The organism is candidate division KSB1 bacterium (genome assembly GCA_034506395.1).
Taxonomy (GTDB): Bacteria; Zhuqueibacterota; Zhuqueibacteria; order Thermofontimicrobiales; family Thermofontimicrobiaceae; genus Thermofontimicrobium.
Genome location: JAPDPQ010000007.1, coordinates 69,775 through 87,150, shown reverse-complemented (window position 1 = coordinate 87,150; position 17,376 = coordinate 69,775). Strand labels below are relative to the sequence as shown.

14 protein-coding genes are annotated in these 17,376 nt (G+C 41.9%); 13 read left to right on the top strand and 1 reads right to left on the bottom strand.

The genetic code is table 11. The annotated features are described in order from the left end of the window. The first annotated feature begins 83 nt into the window (after window positions 1–83). The 3 genes from gyrA (at window position 84) to ONB37_06540 (ending at window position 4,777) form a co-directional block, all read left to right on the top strand. Window positions 84–2,513: a DNA gyrase subunit A gene (gene gyrA / locus ONB37_06550; protein ID MDZ7399802.1), complete on the top strand. Its 2,430-nt coding sequence runs from the start codon at window positions 84–86 to the stop codon at window positions 2,511–2,513. 182 nt (window positions 2,514–2,695) lie between these two features. Next, window positions 2,696–3,976, top strand: coding sequence for a hypothetical protein (locus ONB37_06545; protein MDZ7399801.1), 1,281 nt, complete (start codon window positions 2,696–2,698; stop codon window positions 3,974–3,976). Window positions 3,977–4,000: 24 nt separating this feature from the next. Continuing rightward, on the top strand, window positions 4,001–4,777 hold the full coding sequence (locus tag ONB37_06540) for a FecR domain-containing protein (GenBank protein ID MDZ7399800.1): 777 nt from the start codon (window positions 4,001–4,003) through the stop codon (window positions 4,775–4,777). A gap of 344 nt (window positions 4,778–5,121) precedes the next feature. Here the strand turns inward: ONB37_06540 and ONB37_06535 are convergent, their stop codons facing one another. Then, the gene (locus ONB37_06535) at window positions 5,122–7,779 is read right to left on the bottom strand and encodes a patatin-like phospholipase family protein (GenBank protein MDZ7399799.1); all 2,658 of its coding nucleotides are present in this window, start codon (window positions 7,777–7,779) and stop codon (window positions 5,122–5,124) included. Window positions 7,780–8,084: 305 nt separating this feature from the next. Between ONB37_06535 and ONB37_06530 the strand changes: the two genes are divergently transcribed. The 10 genes from ONB37_06530 to ONB37_06485 all read left to right on the top strand — a co-directional run bounded on the left by ONB37_06530 (window position 8,085) and on the right by ONB37_06485 (window position 17,369). After that, entirely contained in the window at window positions 8,085–8,690 is a 606-nt protein-coding gene (locus ONB37_06530) for a biotin transporter BioY (GenBank protein ID MDZ7399798.1), read from the top strand. Window positions 8,691–8,847: 157 nt separating this feature from the next. After that, window positions 8,848–9,834: a hypothetical protein gene (locus ONB37_06525; GenBank protein MDZ7399797.1), complete on the top strand. Its 987-nt coding sequence runs from the start codon at window positions 8,848–8,850 to the stop codon at window positions 9,832–9,834. 3 nt (window positions 9,835–9,837) lie between these two features. Beyond that, a complete protein-coding gene (locus tag ONB37_06520; GenBank protein MDZ7399796.1) occupies window positions 9,838–11,025 on the top strand; it encodes an anhydro-N-acetylmuramic acid kinase in 1,188 nt (395 codons plus the stop codon). 357 nt (window positions 11,026–11,382) lie between these two features. Next, a complete protein-coding gene (locus ONB37_06515; protein ID MDZ7399795.1) occupies window positions 11,383–12,156 on the top strand; it encodes a class I SAM-dependent methyltransferase in 774 nt (257 codons plus the stop codon). Further along, a complete protein-coding gene (ftsE, locus tag ONB37_06510) occupies window positions 12,153–12,806 on the top strand; it encodes a cell division ATP-binding protein FtsE (protein MDZ7399794.1) in 654 nt (217 codons plus the stop codon). The genes ONB37_06515 and ftsE overlap by 4 nt, the downstream gene beginning before the upstream one ends. Beyond that, a complete protein-coding gene (locus tag ONB37_06505; GenBank protein MDZ7399793.1) occupies window positions 12,807–13,667 on the top strand; it encodes an ABC transporter permease in 861 nt (286 codons plus the stop codon). Window positions 13,668–13,826: 159 nt separating this feature from the next. Beyond that, window positions 13,827–14,879 (top strand): heat-inducible transcriptional repressor HrcA, encoded by a 1,053-nt coding sequence (gene hrcA, locus ONB37_06500; protein MDZ7399792.1) that lies wholly within the window; start codon window positions 13,827–13,829, stop codon window positions 14,877–14,879. Between the two features lie 20 nt (window positions 14,880–14,899). After that, on the top strand, window positions 14,900–15,466 hold the full coding sequence (gene grpE / locus ONB37_06495; protein MDZ7399791.1) for a nucleotide exchange factor GrpE: 567 nt from the start codon (window positions 14,900–14,902) through the stop codon (window positions 15,464–15,466). Between the two features lie 278 nt (window positions 15,467–15,744). After that, window positions 15,745–16,884 carry a molecular chaperone DnaJ gene (gene dnaJ / locus ONB37_06490; protein ID MDZ7399790.1) on the top strand — a complete coding sequence of 380 codons (1,140 nt, stop codon included), beginning with the start codon at window positions 15,745–15,747 and terminating at the stop codon, window positions 16,882–16,884. Continuing rightward, window positions 16,881–17,369, top strand: coding sequence for a helix-hairpin-helix domain-containing protein (locus ONB37_06485; protein ID MDZ7399789.1), 489 nt, complete (start codon window positions 16,881–16,883; stop codon window positions 17,367–17,369). The genes dnaJ and ONB37_06485 overlap by 4 nt, the downstream gene beginning before the upstream one ends. The last annotated feature ends 7 nt before the right edge of the window (window positions 17,370–17,376 follow it).

The following is a 17,376-nucleotide window of genomic DNA, read 5'->3' as shown; positions in this document are numbered from 1 at the left end:
CAAGTTAAGATTAACTGAACTTTTTAGTGATTCATTTATCAGCGTATTAAAATTCCGGCCATTAAAACAAGAGATCATTGATTATGGAGATTAAAAGAGAACGGGTTATTCCGATTTACATCGAAGAGGAAATGAAGGATTCCTACATCGATTATTCGATGTCGGTAATTGTTGCTCGAGCTTTGCCAGATGTGCGAGATGGTTTGAAGCCAGTTCATCGACGCGTATTATATGGTATGCATGAACTTGGATTGCGGTCGAATGCTGCATACAAGAAATCTGCCAGAATTGTTGGCGAAGTACTGGGGAAATATCATCCCCATGGCGATGCTGCGGTATATGACACAATGGTTCGAATGGTTCAAGATTTTTCGCTTCGCTATCCGCTCATTGATGGTCAGGGAAATTTTGGATCGTTGGATGGTGATGCGCCAGCCGCCATGCGGTATACTGAAGCAAGAATGACCCCGATTGCGGAGGAATTGCTTCAAGATATCGATAAAGACACGGTGGATTTTGTCCCGAATTTTGATGAATCTTTGAAAGAACCAACGGTATTGCCATCGGTTTTGCCGAATTTGCTGATCAATGGATCATCTGGGATCGCTGTGGGCATGGCCACCAATATCCCTCCGCACAATCTCAATGAGGTTATCGATGCATTGGTGATGCTGATTGATAAGCCTGATGCAAACATCAAAGACTTGATGAAGATCATCAAAGGGCCAGATTTTCCGACTGGAGCGATAATTTACGGTGAAGAGGGAATCGATGAGGCTTATCGCTCGGGGAGGGGACGGATCATTGTTCGAGCGCGTGCAAATGTCGAAACGGTGAGGGGGGGAAGGAGCAATATCATCGTTACTGAAATCCCTTATATGGTGAATAAGGCGAATCTCATTGAAAAAATAGCAGAGTTGGTCAATGAAAAGAAGATCGAAGGAATTTCGGAGGTTCGCGATGAATCTGATAAAGATGGCCTGCGAATCGTGATTGAGCTAAAGCGAGATGCTCAAGAGTCTGTGATTCTCAATCAGCTTTATCGTCATACGCAAATGCAAGTCACGTTCGGCGTGATTATGCTGGCATTGGTCGATGGCGTACCTCAGGTGCTGAATCTAAAACAAATGCTTCAGCATTTCATCAATTTCAGGCACGATGTGGTTGTCCGACGGACCAAATTTGATTTGGATAAAGCTGAAAAGAAAGCTCATATTTTAGAAGGTCTGAAAAAGGCGCTCGATCATATTGATGAAATTATCGCATTAATCAAACGATCGAAAAGCCCTGAGCAAGCCAAGCAGGGGTTGATGAAAACTTTCAAATTTTCAGAGGTTCAAGCTCAGGCAATTTTAGATATGCGATTGCAAAGATTAACTGGATTAGAGCGCAAAAAAATTGAGGATGAGCTAAAAGAGACACTCAAACTTATCAGCCAATTAAAAGCCATTCTCGAAAATCGATCGCTTCGCATGCAGGTGATCAAGGAGGAACTATTAGCACTCAAAGAAAAATATGGAGACGCTCGTCGGACCGAAATTATTTCAAAAACGGAAGAGTTTACCATTGAAGACATGATCGCCGAGGAGGATATGGTCATTACCATATCCCATGCTGGATTTATCAAGCGTTTTCCAGTTTCGGGTTATCGACGCCAATCCCGCGGGGGAACTGGGCAGACAGGAGCGACGACAAAAGTTGAGGATTTTATTGAGCATTTATTTATCGCTTCCACGCATCATTATATTCTCATTTTCACCAATAAAGGCCGGTGTTATTGGCTAAAGGTATATGAAATTCCTCAGGCAGGAAAGGGGTCGAAGGGTAGAGCAATCGTGAATCTCATTGATATCCAAAAAGATGAAAAGATCGCGGCCATAGTGAATGTGAGAGATTTTGATGATGATCATTATGTGGTTATGGCGACCAAAAAGGGATTAGTAAAAAAAACCGTTTTATCTGCATTTGGGAATCCGCGTAAAGCTGGGATTAACGCTATTAATATAAGATCGGGGGACGATCTGATCGATGCGCGACTTACCGATGGTAATCAAGAAATTGTTCTCGGAACCTATTTCGGCAAGGCGATCCGCTTTCACGAATCCGAAGTAAGAGACATGGGTCGGCAGGCCACTGGGGTGACAGGAATTACCCTTGCTAAAGATGATTTCGTAGTCGGGATGGTAACGGTTCGAAAGGAATCGACGCTGCTGGTAATTACCGAAAAAGGTTATGGGAAGCGGACGCCAATTAAAGAATATCGGATCACACGCAGAGGTGGAAAAGGAATTGTCACTGTAAACACCACCGAGCGCGTTGGAAAAATGATCTCTCTAAAAGAAGTGGTCGATGATGATGATGTAATGATTATCACCGCCAAAGGAAATGTCATCCGTCAGGCTGTCAAGCAAATTCGGCTCTCTGGCCGAGCAACTCAGGGAATTCGGCTGATCCGGTTAACTGGTAACGACCAAATTGCCGATGTAGCCCGCATTATCAAGGATGAAGATTAAGCATTGTCGAATCATTGCAGCCCTGGCTAAAGGCCTAAAGTTTTGTGTGGCAGGAGAAAGCTCATCCTGACAATTTCGATTTTCCCAGAATCTGATTTTGAAACTCAAGCACACAGAGCTATTCTAACGACGCTACTGCTTAATCAACTCTTACATACAATCGCTTTTTGGGAAGGAACAACATGGATACGACAGCAGGGGAAAGCGAAAAGAAACTTTTAGCTGACGCAGTTCGTGAACGCTTAATTGGAAATAAAAATTTTATTTCATATAAGGAGCTTATCGATAAAAGATTGCCAACTTTTTTAAAAAATTTTCTTCAAAATAGCGTTCAGAAATACATCGTTACTGAAGAACCATTTCAATTTAATAACTCAAAACGGTTTGATTTTGAATATGAAAAAATTATTGAGCTCAAACATCAGCTCATGAGGGCGTTCGAGGAAGCAACATTGTTTTCCAGAGAAGAGCTGGTGGAGATTATCAACAAAACCATAAGCCTTCAATTTAACCTATTGGTCAAACCGACAACATCGCTCATCAGAATTTTTTTTCGAAATAAATCTGAACGATTACAAACTGAAATCCTTCAGATTTTAGAAGGCCTTGATGATCAGAGAATGATCATTAAACGCCTGATCGAACAGATAAAAAAATTTGATCAATATCACATTGTCGAAGAGGACTTTAAGAAACTTTTGGACGAAACCAATAAACAGGTTTACCAGGAGAATTTCATTCCAGCTTTTATGGGTGACGTTAAAGCTTTTGTCAATTTTTTGGGGATGATATATGGCATTGAGAATCATCAAATCAAATTGACTTATGTTCGCCTGCTTCTAAAGGAACGTAATTTGGAAAAATATTGGGTCGCTTTCGAGTCATTTCCGAGCGAATCCATTTCGATTAATGAAATTCAATCTTTGCTGAGCCAGTATATTGCTCGCGAAGATTCGCATGGGGGTGAGGAAAATACCGATGATATAGACCGTTTTATGGTGCTTCCGTTCTCCGAAGCCGATGATAGTGCTGAGATATCCTCAAAGGCCGATCAAGACAATAAAGCATTCTCCCAAACTTTCATTATAGAGACTCCAATTGACCAGAACGAGAGGCAAAATACCACTGAACGCAAGATTCTCAAAATCACCAATAACTGGAAAGATCCGATGGATATGGTGATCCAGAGGAGCAATATTGAGAAACAACCTCAGGGGCCGTTAGTTTCATTGAAAATAATGATTGGAGAAAAGGACCGGAGGCTTATTCAAAAACGAATTTTTGATAACGATATCTATGCTTATGATGAATTCATTAGCAATTTAGATTTAATTGACAATTGGAAAGATGCCAAAAAATTAATTGACAGCGAACTTCAAAATCGATCGATTGGATTATATTCGAAGGAAGCCCTTCGATTGGGGGATCTGGTATTCAACCGATATTTCCCAAACAATAGATGACGATAAAACTGAGGGGATGAAAAGATGAGAACTTTCAAGCAGATCTTAAGAGGACGAGAATGGATAGCAAGTGTTATGGTTTTTTCGCTCGTTCTATTTGGTAATGTTGCTGTCCATGTTGCACCATCTAACCCAGAGAAAAAAGGGTTGGTCACTTATACGGATGGACAAGTGAAGAAAAAGCAAATTACGCAGGAAGAATGGCAGAATGCAGCGAAAGATACGACGATTCTGGGTGGAGACCGGGTGCGAACCTTTCAGCGAAGTAGGGCAGAATTAGAATTGCTTGATCTGGATATCATCCGAATGGCTCCAGAGACAATCATTGACATCGTTAAGCTCTATGAAGAAACCAAGCAGAAGACCAAAGAAACCCAAATTTCGGTTCAACAGGGAGATATCTGGGCAAATATTAATAAGAAAAAGGCGAACACAAAAATCGAAATTGCTGCCCCAGTAGCTGTGGCTGCGATTACTGGAACGGTGCTTCGGCTTGGGGTTGATCCAGATTCGACAACCGAGCTCAAAGTCTACAACGGTGAGGTCCGCATTACCAATGCGCCGGAAAAATCTGATATCGTACCGAAGCAGATCGGAGTCTATCAGATCCCAGGACCGCATCAAATCCCAGGCCCACACCAAGTTTCTATGGAGGAATGGGTTTATATCATCAAGAGCATGCAAAAAATCGTGATTGATAAAAAGGGACAGGTGAAGCAGCTCGGGGGATTCAAAAAAACTGATAAGGACGAACAAACAGAATGGGTGAAATGGAATTTGCAGCGAGATCGTAGCCGATAGCATTGCTTATTCATGGAGCTATGAGCATCTCGCTCAAAAATACGTCAATCAGAAAAAATTTCCCAATGCCAATTTGAGAATGATCGGCTTTTGGGGAATTTTTTTAACGGCGATGGTTCTCATACGGGTTGATCCCTGAAAGCACATGGTTCTGGTGTTAAGACTTTATCTGAATTCGGTCTATTGGCTACTGAAAAAAATATAGAAGCCTGTCATTCTGACTTGCTATCTGATGGGAAAATTTTGTGATTTGATTCTGTCAAAAATGAAAATTCATCTTTCTACTAAGCTCGGTTGGATCAAACTGCAACACAGAATTTCGCCGGAAACCAATTTAGTGAATTTTAGAACTTGAACCCAGCGGAAAAATACAGCACGTAATTACCTCCCATTTTCCTTCCCACGGCCAAAGAGATTGGTCCGCCTGGAGTTTCAATCTCGAGTGCAGTTCCCAAGCCTTGATCCAGCTTTTTATTTTCCAGATCCAATTTATTTTTCCAGACAGATCCAATATCATATCGAATGCTCCAATAGAAGTTTATTGGGAGACGAAATGGGAAAAAATAGCGGTATTCGAGGCTTGCACCGATGACATGTCGCCCGATTTTTTCGTTCTCCCTCATGCCAAAGAAAGATGATAATCCTCCAAGTCGAAATTGCTCGACAAAAGGCGTGGTCAAATCCGATGTGCCCCAGAATAGCCGTGGGTGGATCGTATTTCTTTTGTAAAAGGTATAGTAAGTTTCATAAGAGGTGAATAGTTTTATGAAGGAGGCTTGGCTAACCAAAAAACGGGCCGATGACATTTTATAGAAAAATTGATACAATTTGCCAGTGCGAGGAAACGGCATCTGATCCTGCGAATCGACGATCGATTGGATGGTGATAGTTTTAAATTCGGTTTTGCCCTGCGGGTAGCCTGAACCAGTGACCTTTTTTAAATCAATAGTATTTAAAGTAGCAACTATTGAGAAAAGCCCGAGGCGTTTAATTTGTTGACCGATCAAAAAGGAAATTCCAGATTCCTGTTGTTGATATTCGCCGATCTGAATTCCATTGTTGTAGCTGTAATACTTTTGGCGATTAAAAAAGAGGTCAAGGTGATAGGTCATGTAGGTTCTGAAGACTCTATCATCTCGAAATTTTAACTTCAATATTTGATCTTTAGCCCCATATTGAGTTTGAAAGCTGATTTGATTCCCCGTACCGAGCCAGTTCTCATCCGCAATTTCAAGCATGGATTTGCTATTTCTTTCTAAGTCGTATCGATAGCTTAGCTTGAATAGCGTAAATGCCTTTTCTTTGACCTTAATTATCAATTGGACATTTGACTGGTGGGGGAAAACCTCAAAAGTGACATTCTCAAATAATCCAGTGCTATGAATGTTATTTAGCCCTTCATTGGCATCTCTGATATTAAAAATATCACCAGCTTTCAGGGGAAATTCTCTTAGGATCACATAGTCTTTGGTTCGATCGTTGCCTTCGATTGAAACAGCGGATAGCTTCCCTTCATCAATTGCGAGATGAAGTGTTCCATCGATAAGTTCGGCTGATTTGATCGTCATGAGTGCATAGCCAGCCTGTTTGTAATGTCTGATAAGCTGCAATATATCTTGCCTGGAACGATAATAATTAATGGGCTTTCCAAATTCGCTTGAAAAATTTTTCAATAGGACTGAATCAGAAAAAACGGTGTTTCCCTCTAAAATAATTCTTTTGAGAATTGGCTTTGTTTGTGCTTTAAAGGTGACAAAGATCGAACCTTCTGTTTTGGCAACGTAGCATTTGACGTCATCGAAATAACCAGTTTCATAAATTTGTTGTAGAACAGAGTATATCTTTTTATAGGTTATTCTTTGGTTGACCAAGGAATCGGTAAACATTTTAACCAAGCTGCTTGAGAATTGGTTGTCTATGCTAATTCTGACATCTGCTAAACGAAATACTGTGGAATCGATCCAGCGCGATGGGGAGAAGCTGTCAATTTGAGTTTTTATTTGCTCAACATATTTTTTTGTTTCTAATCTGCCCGCGGCTATTATTTCGTCTATGAATTGAAAACTATCGAATTTGAAATCATCCATGTCAATTCTGATTAAGATGCTGGCTTTTTCTCTTTGCTGGGCATTTTTTTCCCGTTGCATAATGCTGGTGACTTGGTCTGCAATTTCCCAAGGTGCGTTAAGGTTGTTTCGATCTCTTAATTTGGAAACCGTGTCCACGCCGATGATCAAATCCACTGGAAAATTTTTAACCTCATCTACTGGGATATTATTGATGAGGCCACCATCGACCAATAGCATCGAATCCATAACTACAGGCATGAAAAGCAATGGGACCGCAGATGATGCTCGCATTGCTTCAGCGAGATTGCCATGCCGGAGTAAAACTTTCTGACCAGAGACCAGATCACAGCTCAGCGCCCGAAATGGCACCCTTAATCGATCGAAATCTGAAGTGGTTGGATAATCGGCCATTAATGTAAGATTGGTCAGAACAATCGAGAGCTTTTGGCCGGGGCTAAGGGCTTGAGGAAATGCTGGCTTGGTTCCTTTAAATCGGATTTGAAAGATTGCTCGGCCTCGTTCTTGTTTTTGACCGATAAATAGATTAGTTCGTGGCGGCGTATCTTCCATCAACGTTAGCCAATCGATTTTCTTGGCAAGGTGATAAATTTCCTGTGGGGAATAGCCAGCGGCATAAAGGCCGCCAATGATGCTTCCCATACTCGAACCAACGATGCAGTCGATGGGGATATGGTTTTCTTCGAGCACCTCTAATACGCCGATTTGGGCAAAGCCACGAGCTCCGCCACCGCTGAGCGCAATACCAATCTTAGGACGTTTAATCTGCTTGTGTGGAGAGAAACAATATGGCCCCGAATCCACAGTGCTAAATTCCAGCGCTATGGTATCCACTTCGGTGGTATGTCCCAAACATGGAACGTGACCAACGAATATGATGACAATTATCAACCAATAAAAGACTTGCAATTTCATCTAAAATTCTAAAATGGACCGAAGATTTATTAAAAAAATTTTTTGGGCAGAAGGTTCATTTCTATAAAGATTGACTTCTCGAGACTATCTATGATTCCGCTTGATATTTATGTCCAATCATAGATCTAAGTTAATACAGCCTTACTAATCAATTCTCGACTGAGTCAATTTGGAAATTCGAGTTGCCTGGCTGGCAATTTAACGAGAGCCGACGCAGAAAGTTCATGCGGTCTTTGAGAAAAAATGAAATTGACTTTGTATAATATATTTCGTATATTTGACCCGCTTTTTTAAGATCAATAACTATGCAGCTTAAAAGCAATCTTCGTGCAATCATTTTAGTGAGCTGTTTTGCTGCGCTGACGGCAATTGGCTCTTATATCAAATTGCCCCTAATTTATTTGCCAGTCACCTTGCAGACGTTGTTCGTTATGATGAGCGGCAATATACTGGGAGGCAAGTTTGGCTCACTCAGCCAGATTTTATATATTACCCTAGGCCTAATGGGACTCCCAATTTTCGCCTATGGAGGGGGCCTCGGATACGTATTGCAACCAACGTTTGGGTATTTGTTAAGTTATCCCTTTGCAGCGCTGGGGATTGGAATGATAATGAAAATGTTTTCAGTCAACTGGCGCATAAAGCCACCATCAATGACACAGCAATTTGTTGGCTATTTGTTGGCGGATATCACAGGGGTGATTATTATTTTTAGCATGGGGATAGCTTATTTCTATATTAATTTGAAAATGGGTTGGTATCTCAATATTGATCAACTTTCCCAGGTTAAGATAAATTTTCATCGATTATTGAAAACGATTTTATTCTTATTTATTCCAATTGATGTCTTGAAAGCTATTATCGCATCCTGGTTGACAGTTCGATTGCGGCACCTCCGTTTTTGGCAATAATTAAACTTAAGGCATAAAGAGCTTATCATCCCGAGCTGCCAATCGACTGAGCTGTTCTGAAGGAACATCGGATTCCAATTTTGATTAAGATTATTAACCAAGTGAAAATAGAAAAACTTTATTTTCTAATAAATGACCCATTAGGAAGGAAGGAATTATGAACCGTTATGTTATCGGTGTAGATGGTGGAGGAACTAAAACCAATTTTGTTTTAATTGACTCGTTAGGAAATATTATTGCCAGCGCGAAAGGCGAAAGCACTAACTATCAGGTTGTGGGCGGAAAAAAGCTGCGAGAAGAGTTGTTGAAAGGATTTGATAGTTTGATAAAGCAGAGTAATTTGCCAGCAAATAAGATCGATCATATTTTTTTAGGTCTCGCAGGTGCTGGGAGGGATAGTGACCGAAAGGAAATTGTAGCGCTTTTTCATGATACTGAATTCAACAAGAAAGTGATCGTAGATAGCGATGCGATGGCAGCGCTGGCTGGGGCCTTTGCTACTGGGCCAGGGATTATTATTATTTCGGGCACTGGAGCGATCTGTTTTGGTAAGAACAGCCAAGGGAAAATTGTCCGTTCTGGAGGCTGGGGCTATTTATTGGGTGACGAAGGGAGCGGTTATTTTATTGGGCGAGAGGCGATTGTTGCTGCACTAAAAGATTTTGATGGCAGGGGCGAAAAAACCAGTTTGAAGGATAAGCTTACCACGCATTTTCGATTGAACTCCATCGATCAAATCATCCCCCAAATTTATCAGAATCGGATTGATCGAGTGGCGATCGCGGATTTGGCGCCGATTGTCTTTGCGGAAGCCAAGAATGGCGATGCGGTGGCAGCGGAAATTATTCGTCGCACTGGTAAAGAGCTCGGTCTGTTGGCCAAGGCCGTGGCTCAGCGTTTGAATTTTGAAGGCGATGAGATTCGGGTGGCGCTCATCGGAAGCATCTTCAAGCAGCGCGACATGGTGATTCACGAGATTGCGAAAGAATTGTATGAGATTTCCTGGAACGTGGAAATTTCCGACCCGATGTTTCCCCCTGAATATGGAGCAGCATTGCTTGCGATTCAAAAATCTGGTGCTGAAATTACTGAACATTTAATTCAGAATCTGCAAAATTCTATTGAGCAACGGCTTCTAATTTAAGCAATGCACCCAATAATTAAACTGGCGAAAAAGACAGATAAGTTTGTCATCGGATTGATGTCTGGCACCTCAATGGATGGCATTGATGCAGCGCTGACTCGAATCAAGAATTTCGGGCTTGACACCGAGGTCGAGTTGATTCATTTTCAAATGTTCCCCTATCCGAATGCGCTCAGAAAACGCCTGCTGGAAATTGCAGAATCTGGGAAAACAAACGCTGCTGAGCTTTGCCAGCTCAATTTTGTTGTTGGAGAGTATTTTGCTGATGCAGCAATTAATATTTGTCGAAATGCTCATTTCGATCTCAGCAAGATAGATTTAATCGGCTCCCATGGGCAAACGATCCAGCATCTCTCCAATGAAGTTTCGATGATGAATAAATCGATACGGTCGACGCTGCAAATCGGTGAGCCAGCAGTCATTGCCAATCGCCTCGGCTGTGTGACGGTGGGAAATTTTCGATCAGCCGACATTGCGTTGGGAGGGCAAGGAGCCCCTTTGGTGCCATATGTCGATTATATTTTATTCCGTTCTAATGAGCTCAATAGAGTGATTTTGAATATTGGAGGTATCGCGAATTTAACTGTGTTGCGCCGGGGGTGCTCGGCATCGGAGGTAATGGCATTTGATAGCGGCCCTGGTAATATGGTGATCGATGCGCTTGTCTCACATTTTTATGGTTTACCGTATGATGAAGATGGTCACATTGCATCACAGGGGGCGGTTTCTGTTCAATTGTTATCAGATATGATAAAGCACCCCTACTTCAATCGACCGATCCCTAAATCCACGGGGCGGGAAGAATTCGGCAGACCATTCATTGATCATATTCTTTCGATCGCTCGGAGATTGTATTTGACTCCTCAAGAGATCATCGCTACAGTCACAGAGCTGACAGCGCATTCCATTGCAGGTGCGATGATGCTGACAGGAATTACAGTTTCCCAAGTCAATGAATTGATCGTCGGTGGGGGAGGCGTTAACAATCGCACGCTGATGAATTCAATAGCAAAGTATTTTTATGCGAGCAAAGTATTGAGGTCCGATGCGTTCGGAATTCCAGCGGACGCCAAGGAAGCGATTTCTTTTGCAATCCTGGCCAACGAAACGGTTGCTGCGATCCCCAATAATTTACCCACGGTGACAGGTAGTCAAAGGTCAACGATTCTGGGAGCTGTGTATTTTGGATGAATAAGCGGTGACCGAGAGCTTCGAAATTTTCATCGAAATTTAATCTGACAGGATAATTAAGTCTCGTTGAATAGATCTGATTTCTTTTGCTGCAAATTAGCAGATAAACTGTTCTTCCTTGCGAAGCATTAGAACGAATTTCATTAGATGTTTTATCGCTCTCATGTTAAAAAATGAAATAATTCTACAAAATCCAGGGGCATCGAATTCGATTCCTCGGCCTATTTGGCTGACCTGGTGAAACTTGGTTGATCAAAGCTTCCAAGAGTGTGATGGGTGCTTTATATTTGGGTTCGTGGCAAAGTTAGAGAATACAATTTAATTTTTCAGGGAAAATTTTGGTGGAGATAGCAGATTTTGCACGAGCATGATGAAAACAATAATGAGGTGGTTCCCCCCTATTCGAAATTGGCCTATATCTATGATGAATTAATGTCATACGTCGATTATAAGAATTGGGGCAGCTATATTGAAAAAATCATTGAACGATGGAATCCAAATGCTCGGACCATCTTGGATATATCTTGTGGTACTGGCAATCTGCTGATGCAGTTGAACTCAAAGAAATATCAACTTTATGGAAGCGATTTATCGTTTGAGATGCTAAAAGTGGCTCAGCACAAATTGGCTGCTGCCAATCGATCGATCTCTATTTGGCAATCGAGCATGTGTGATTTTTGTTTGCGGTCCACTATCGATGTTATTATTAGCCTTTATGATAGTGTCAATTACCTGCTAAAGGATGGTGATTGGATGAGCATGTTAGAAAGTGTTTATCAGTCATTGCAATCCCAGGGCCTATTCATTTTTGATATTTGCACAGAGCAGAATTCCAAACGGTTTTTCCAAAACTATTTTGAAAAAAATCGAGGTGAGGGATATTGGTACACACGTGCCAGCAGTTACGATCGGAACGATAGGATTCACACCAATCGGTTTGAAATATATCTTGACGAACATAAGAAAACCTTCATTGAAGTTCATCGGCAAAGGATATTGCATATCGCAGAAGTTCAATCCCTGATCAAGCAAACCGATTTTAAGCTATTACAAATTTACGATGGGTTGTCGTTTCGACCCGGAAGTGAACATTCACTGAGAGTCCATTTTGTATTGAGGAAGGAACCATAAAAATGATTCAACTCTCCAACGTAGTGGCCAAATATCCTGGTGGCGAGGGGCTGGAATTGGTCAATCTCACCATTGAGCCAGGGGAGTTCGTCTATCTCGTAGGCCCCAGTGGTGCTGGCAAGAGCAGCGTTTTGAAAGTCATTTATCTGGATATTTTTCCTCAATCGGGCCATGTGATTGTAAATGGATTTAATTCGCTGACCATTAAAAAGAAAAAGATTCCGTATTTGCGGCGCAAACTAGGGATCATTTTTCAAGATTTCAAGTTATTAAATGATCGAACCGTTTACGACAATGTGGCGTTCGCTCTGCAAGTAATCGGCACAAGCCGGGGTGAAATTAAGCGCCGCGTGTTGCGCGTGCTGGCAGAAGTCGGTTTAAGCCATAAGCGAAATAAAATGCCCTATCAGTTATCTGGGGGGGAACAGCAACGGGTGGCGATCGCCCGGGCGCTGGTAAATGAGCCGATCATCTTATTAGCTGATGAACCTACAGGCAATCTTGATCCAGCCGCTGCTGACGAAATCATTCAGTTGATTGAGAAGATCAATTCCAGAGGGACGGCGATTTTGATGGCGACCCACGATTACCGCCTGGTACGGGAGCATCGCCGCAAGGTGATTCGAATTGAAAAAGGAAGAACATTATAATTGCGTCCAAAAATGTTTTATTCTATTATTGAAGGATTAAAAGGTTTACGTCGCGCAAAGTTCTCGGCGTTTGTAGCCACATCTACCATCTTTTTTGCCCTGGTGTTGATCGGTATTTTTGGTATCATCATTTTAAATATTCATCATATCATTCAGCAAATTCAATCGCGCATGGAGATGGAGGTCTTTATTGATAATTCATTCAATCCAGAACAAATTTATGAATTGAAACAGAAGATCATCAGCATCCAGGGAATTGATAGTGTTCATTATGTATCGAAAGCTGCTGCTGCTGCGCTTTTCCGGCAACAATTCGGTCAGGAGATTTTTGACATTTTAGATGATAACCCATTACCAGCTTCGTTTCAGATCCGATTGCACCCATCGGCGCGCTCGCGAGCAAGTGTAGAGAGAATTGCCAAACAGCTCGAACAGCTTGATGGAGTGGATGAGGTTATTTATCGGCAGGATTTAATCGTTTTGCTGGAGCGTTACATTCGAATATTTTTGATTATTATTTTAGGTATAGGGATCTTGTTAGGGGGCGGAGCGATTTTTTTAGTCTCCAATACCATCAAGCTTATCATTTATTCCCGATTGACAATTATTGAAATCATGAAATTGGTCGGCGCTACGAGACAATTTATCCGACGACCATTTTTTGTTGAGGGGATAGTTCAAGGCCTGCTCGGGGGGATTACCGCTGCAATTTTCTTTTATTTGTCAATAAAGGCAGTGAAATTAGAAATTCCTGGCGTTATTTTCATTGACAAGTACAGCTATTTTGCGATAATTTTATTAGGGATCTGCCTTGGTTTTTTGGGCAGCGTTCTGGCATTGAGAAAATTTTTGAAATATTAATTATCGAACGCATCATGCAACAGCAGCGCTATTGATTTAGATGGTAACGAAATTTTACTTGACAAATGAGCTAAAAATTGTTATCTTCATGGTGCAAAAAAAAGATATGTTAGTGAAAATCTAAGAATTATTTATTCAGCAGGGGGTGAAGTTATTCACATGGCTGAATCGTTACTTACCCAGCGAGAAGGGTTCATTTTAAAATCACTGGTAAAGAATTTTGTCAATTGTGCAATGCCAATTGGATCGAGATTTTTATCGAGAGCCAATAAAAATCGCCTAAGTCCAGCGACCATTCGAAACATTATGATGGATTTAGATGAGAAGGGATTGGTGACGCAACCTCATGCTTCGGCTGGTCGAATTCCCACAGATCTGGGATATCGCTATTATGTGAATGATTTGATGATGATCGAGCGAGTAACGAAATCGGAAAAACAATTTATAGATCAACGGCTGGAAGATGTCGCCAATGAGGATGTTGAAGCGATACTAGAAAAATCATGCGAGGTGTTGTCTCAAATCTCTAACCAATTGGGAGTTGTGCTCTCGCCGCGATTCTATCAGGGCAAATTTGAAAAGCTAGAATTAGTGAAGCTGAGCGAGAACAAGCTGCTGGTGATCATTGCCATTAGCTATGGGTTAGTCAAGACCATCATGATGGAAATAAAATATAATATTTCCCAGAACAAATTGGAAGAAACGGCACGAATTTTGAATGAACGATTGAGCGGTTTGACACTAAAGCAGATTCGAGAAACCTTTAATACGAGGCTTTCTGATGTCACTTTAGGCGATGAAAATTTGATTTCTCAATTTTCAGCATCTGCGGACAAGATTTTCATGACCGAGGATGGGCATCTGCTGGTTAAAGGGACTCAGAATATTTTTTCTCAACCGGAGTTCGCTAATCAGGAGCGCATGACTAAGCTGCTTGAATTGATCGAAAATCAAAAAATCTTGATTCGCGTGCTGAGCGATTCTACCGCCAATGAGGATAAGATCTCCATTGCTATTGGACAGGAGAATAAGGAGGAACTCCTGAACAATTGCAGCTTAATAACAGCAGCCTATCGGATTGGTGATATTACCGGGACGATTGGCATCCTTGGACCGACAAGAATGAAATACGAAAAGGTAATCAGTCTTGTCGATTTCATCGCGAAAGAAATAAGTAACTTTTTTGTTGAACACAAACCAACGCTTTATTGAGATCAGGATATTGGTGACACATGAAAGCGAGCAATACCAATGAAAAAGAGCCAGTAGGAGTCCAGGTCGAATCTGCGCCAGTTACGACTGAAAAAACACCCCAAAAAACACGCCGGATTAGCAAAACAAAACAATTAGCAGAAGAAGTTGAGCGACTAAAAGCAGAGTTAGCTGAATACAAAGATAAATATCTGAGGATGGCAGCGGAGTTCGAAAATTTCAAGAAACGACACAATAAAGAGATCAATGAAATTTTCGACCGCGCTATTGAGCAATTTTCTCGTGAATTGTTACCCGTCATTGACGATTTTGAGCGATCGCTGAACTCAACAACGAAACGAAAAAGTTATCAATCGCTTCGGCAAGGGATTGAATTGATCTACCAGAAATTGATTGCCATGATGAAAAAGCAAGGCTTAGAACCGATTAGTTCATTGGGACAACAATTCAATCCTGAGTTGCATGAGGCAATTATGCAGGTAGAGGATGATGCACATCCGCCCAATTCAGTCGTTTCTGAAATATTGAAAGGTTATCGTCTGAAAGATCGGGTTTTAAGACATGCTCAGGTGATTGTTGCTAAATAAAAACTGCTCTGTTTTTGTCTATGGGGGGTGTGTTGAAGTTGTTTTTAATTCAGGGATCGCCTGCCTCTTGAACTAGTGGGGGAGGCATGATGATCCAAATTCGAACATCGAACCTATTGGTCTTAGGTCATTGCTCTCGAACAAGCCGAACAAGTGAAAAGTTCATTTTGAATGGTAAAAAACACAATGACACAAATGGGAATGTTTAGGGAGCGATGATAATTTTCAAGAGCAGAATATTTGCTTGACTATAAATGTGAAATGGTCTGGGACGACAGATGGCGAAAGATTATTATCAAATATTAGGTGTTTCCCGTGATGCCGACGCGAATGAAATAAAAAAAGCATATAGAAAATTGGCTCTTCAGTATCATCCAGATAGAAATGCAGGGGACAAACAAGCCGAGGAGAAGTTCAAGGAGGTCTCTGAGGCCTATGAAGTATTAAAAGATCCAGAAAAGCGCCGTCGCTATGATCAATATGGTGAATCAGGTTTGAAAGGTGGTTTTGAAGATTTTGGTGGTTTTGAGTTTGATTTGAGCGATGCGCTGAGGACTTTTATGTCCGCGGGATTTGGATTTGGTGATTTTTTTGGTACGACCAGTCAAGCACGGAGTCGGCGGACAAAGGTCCGGGGAACCGATCTCCAGATCCGGCTAGCATTGACATTGGAGGAAATCGCGACTGGGGTTACGAAAAAGCTGAAGGTGAAGCGATACGTCAGATGTGAAGTTTGTGGGGGCTCTGGCTTAAAAAAAGGTACTAGTATGGAGAATTGTCCTCTGTGCCATGGAATTGGAGAAATTCGCCAGGCTTCTCGGACGATTTTTGGGCAGTTCATTAATGTGACCACCTGCTCTGAATGTGGCGGCGAAGGTCGAATCATCAAAACGCCCTGCTCCAATTGCCACGGTGAGGGACGGGTAAAGGCGGAAAGCACGCTCAATGTAACCATTCCGGCTGGAGTGACCAGTGGAAATTATTTGAGCTTGCGAGGCGAAGGAAATGTGGGACCTCGAGGAGGCCCTGCGGGTGATGCCATCGTAGTGATTGAAGAAAAAGAGCACCAATATTTCGAACGCCATGGTGACGACATATTATATGATCTTTACGTTAGCTTTAGTCAGGTAGCTTTAGGGGATGAGGTTGAGGTCCCAACCCTAAACGGCAGGGCGCGGCTGACGATTGCCCCTGGCACCCAATCAGGCAAGATCCTCAGGATGAAAGGGAAGGGAATTCCGCATTTGAACCAACAGGGAAAAGGGGACCAACTGGTTCGCGTATTGGTATGGACGCCCACTAAGCTATCTGAAAGGGAAAAGCAATTGCTTCGAGAATTGATGAATAGCGAGGGATTAAAACCACCAACAGCAGATAAAAGCTTTTTTAAAAAAGTTAAACAAGCATTATTTGAATGATCGAGCTATTTACAAAACAGGAAAGATTGTTCATTTCCTTTTTGGTATTCGGCATTCTGCTTGGGGCTGCCATTCGCTTATATAGATCTTATGTCGAGCCATCACCCAAAATCGATCCGCAGTTGACCTTGATCGAACAACAAATAAAAGAAAAGGCTGCGGAGATCGATTCTTTGCTCGAGGAAACGGAACAATTCCCTCGGCCGGTTGAACCGGTTCAGCAACTGGTTGTGTCGCCACAAACTAGCAGCGTCAAAAAAACTTCAAAAACGAGATCGATCTTGACGCCCATTGATATTAATCAGGCGACGATTGAGGAGCTCATCCAGATTCCTCAAATCGGACAGGTGATCGCGGCTCGGATAGTGGAGTATCGTAAAGAACATGGCAATTTTAAGCAGATCGAAGAACTTTTAGCGGTGAAGGGTGTCGGGCGCAAAAAATTGGAAGTCATGCGACCTTATATTTTCGTTCAGGACAAGTAGGGGTGTT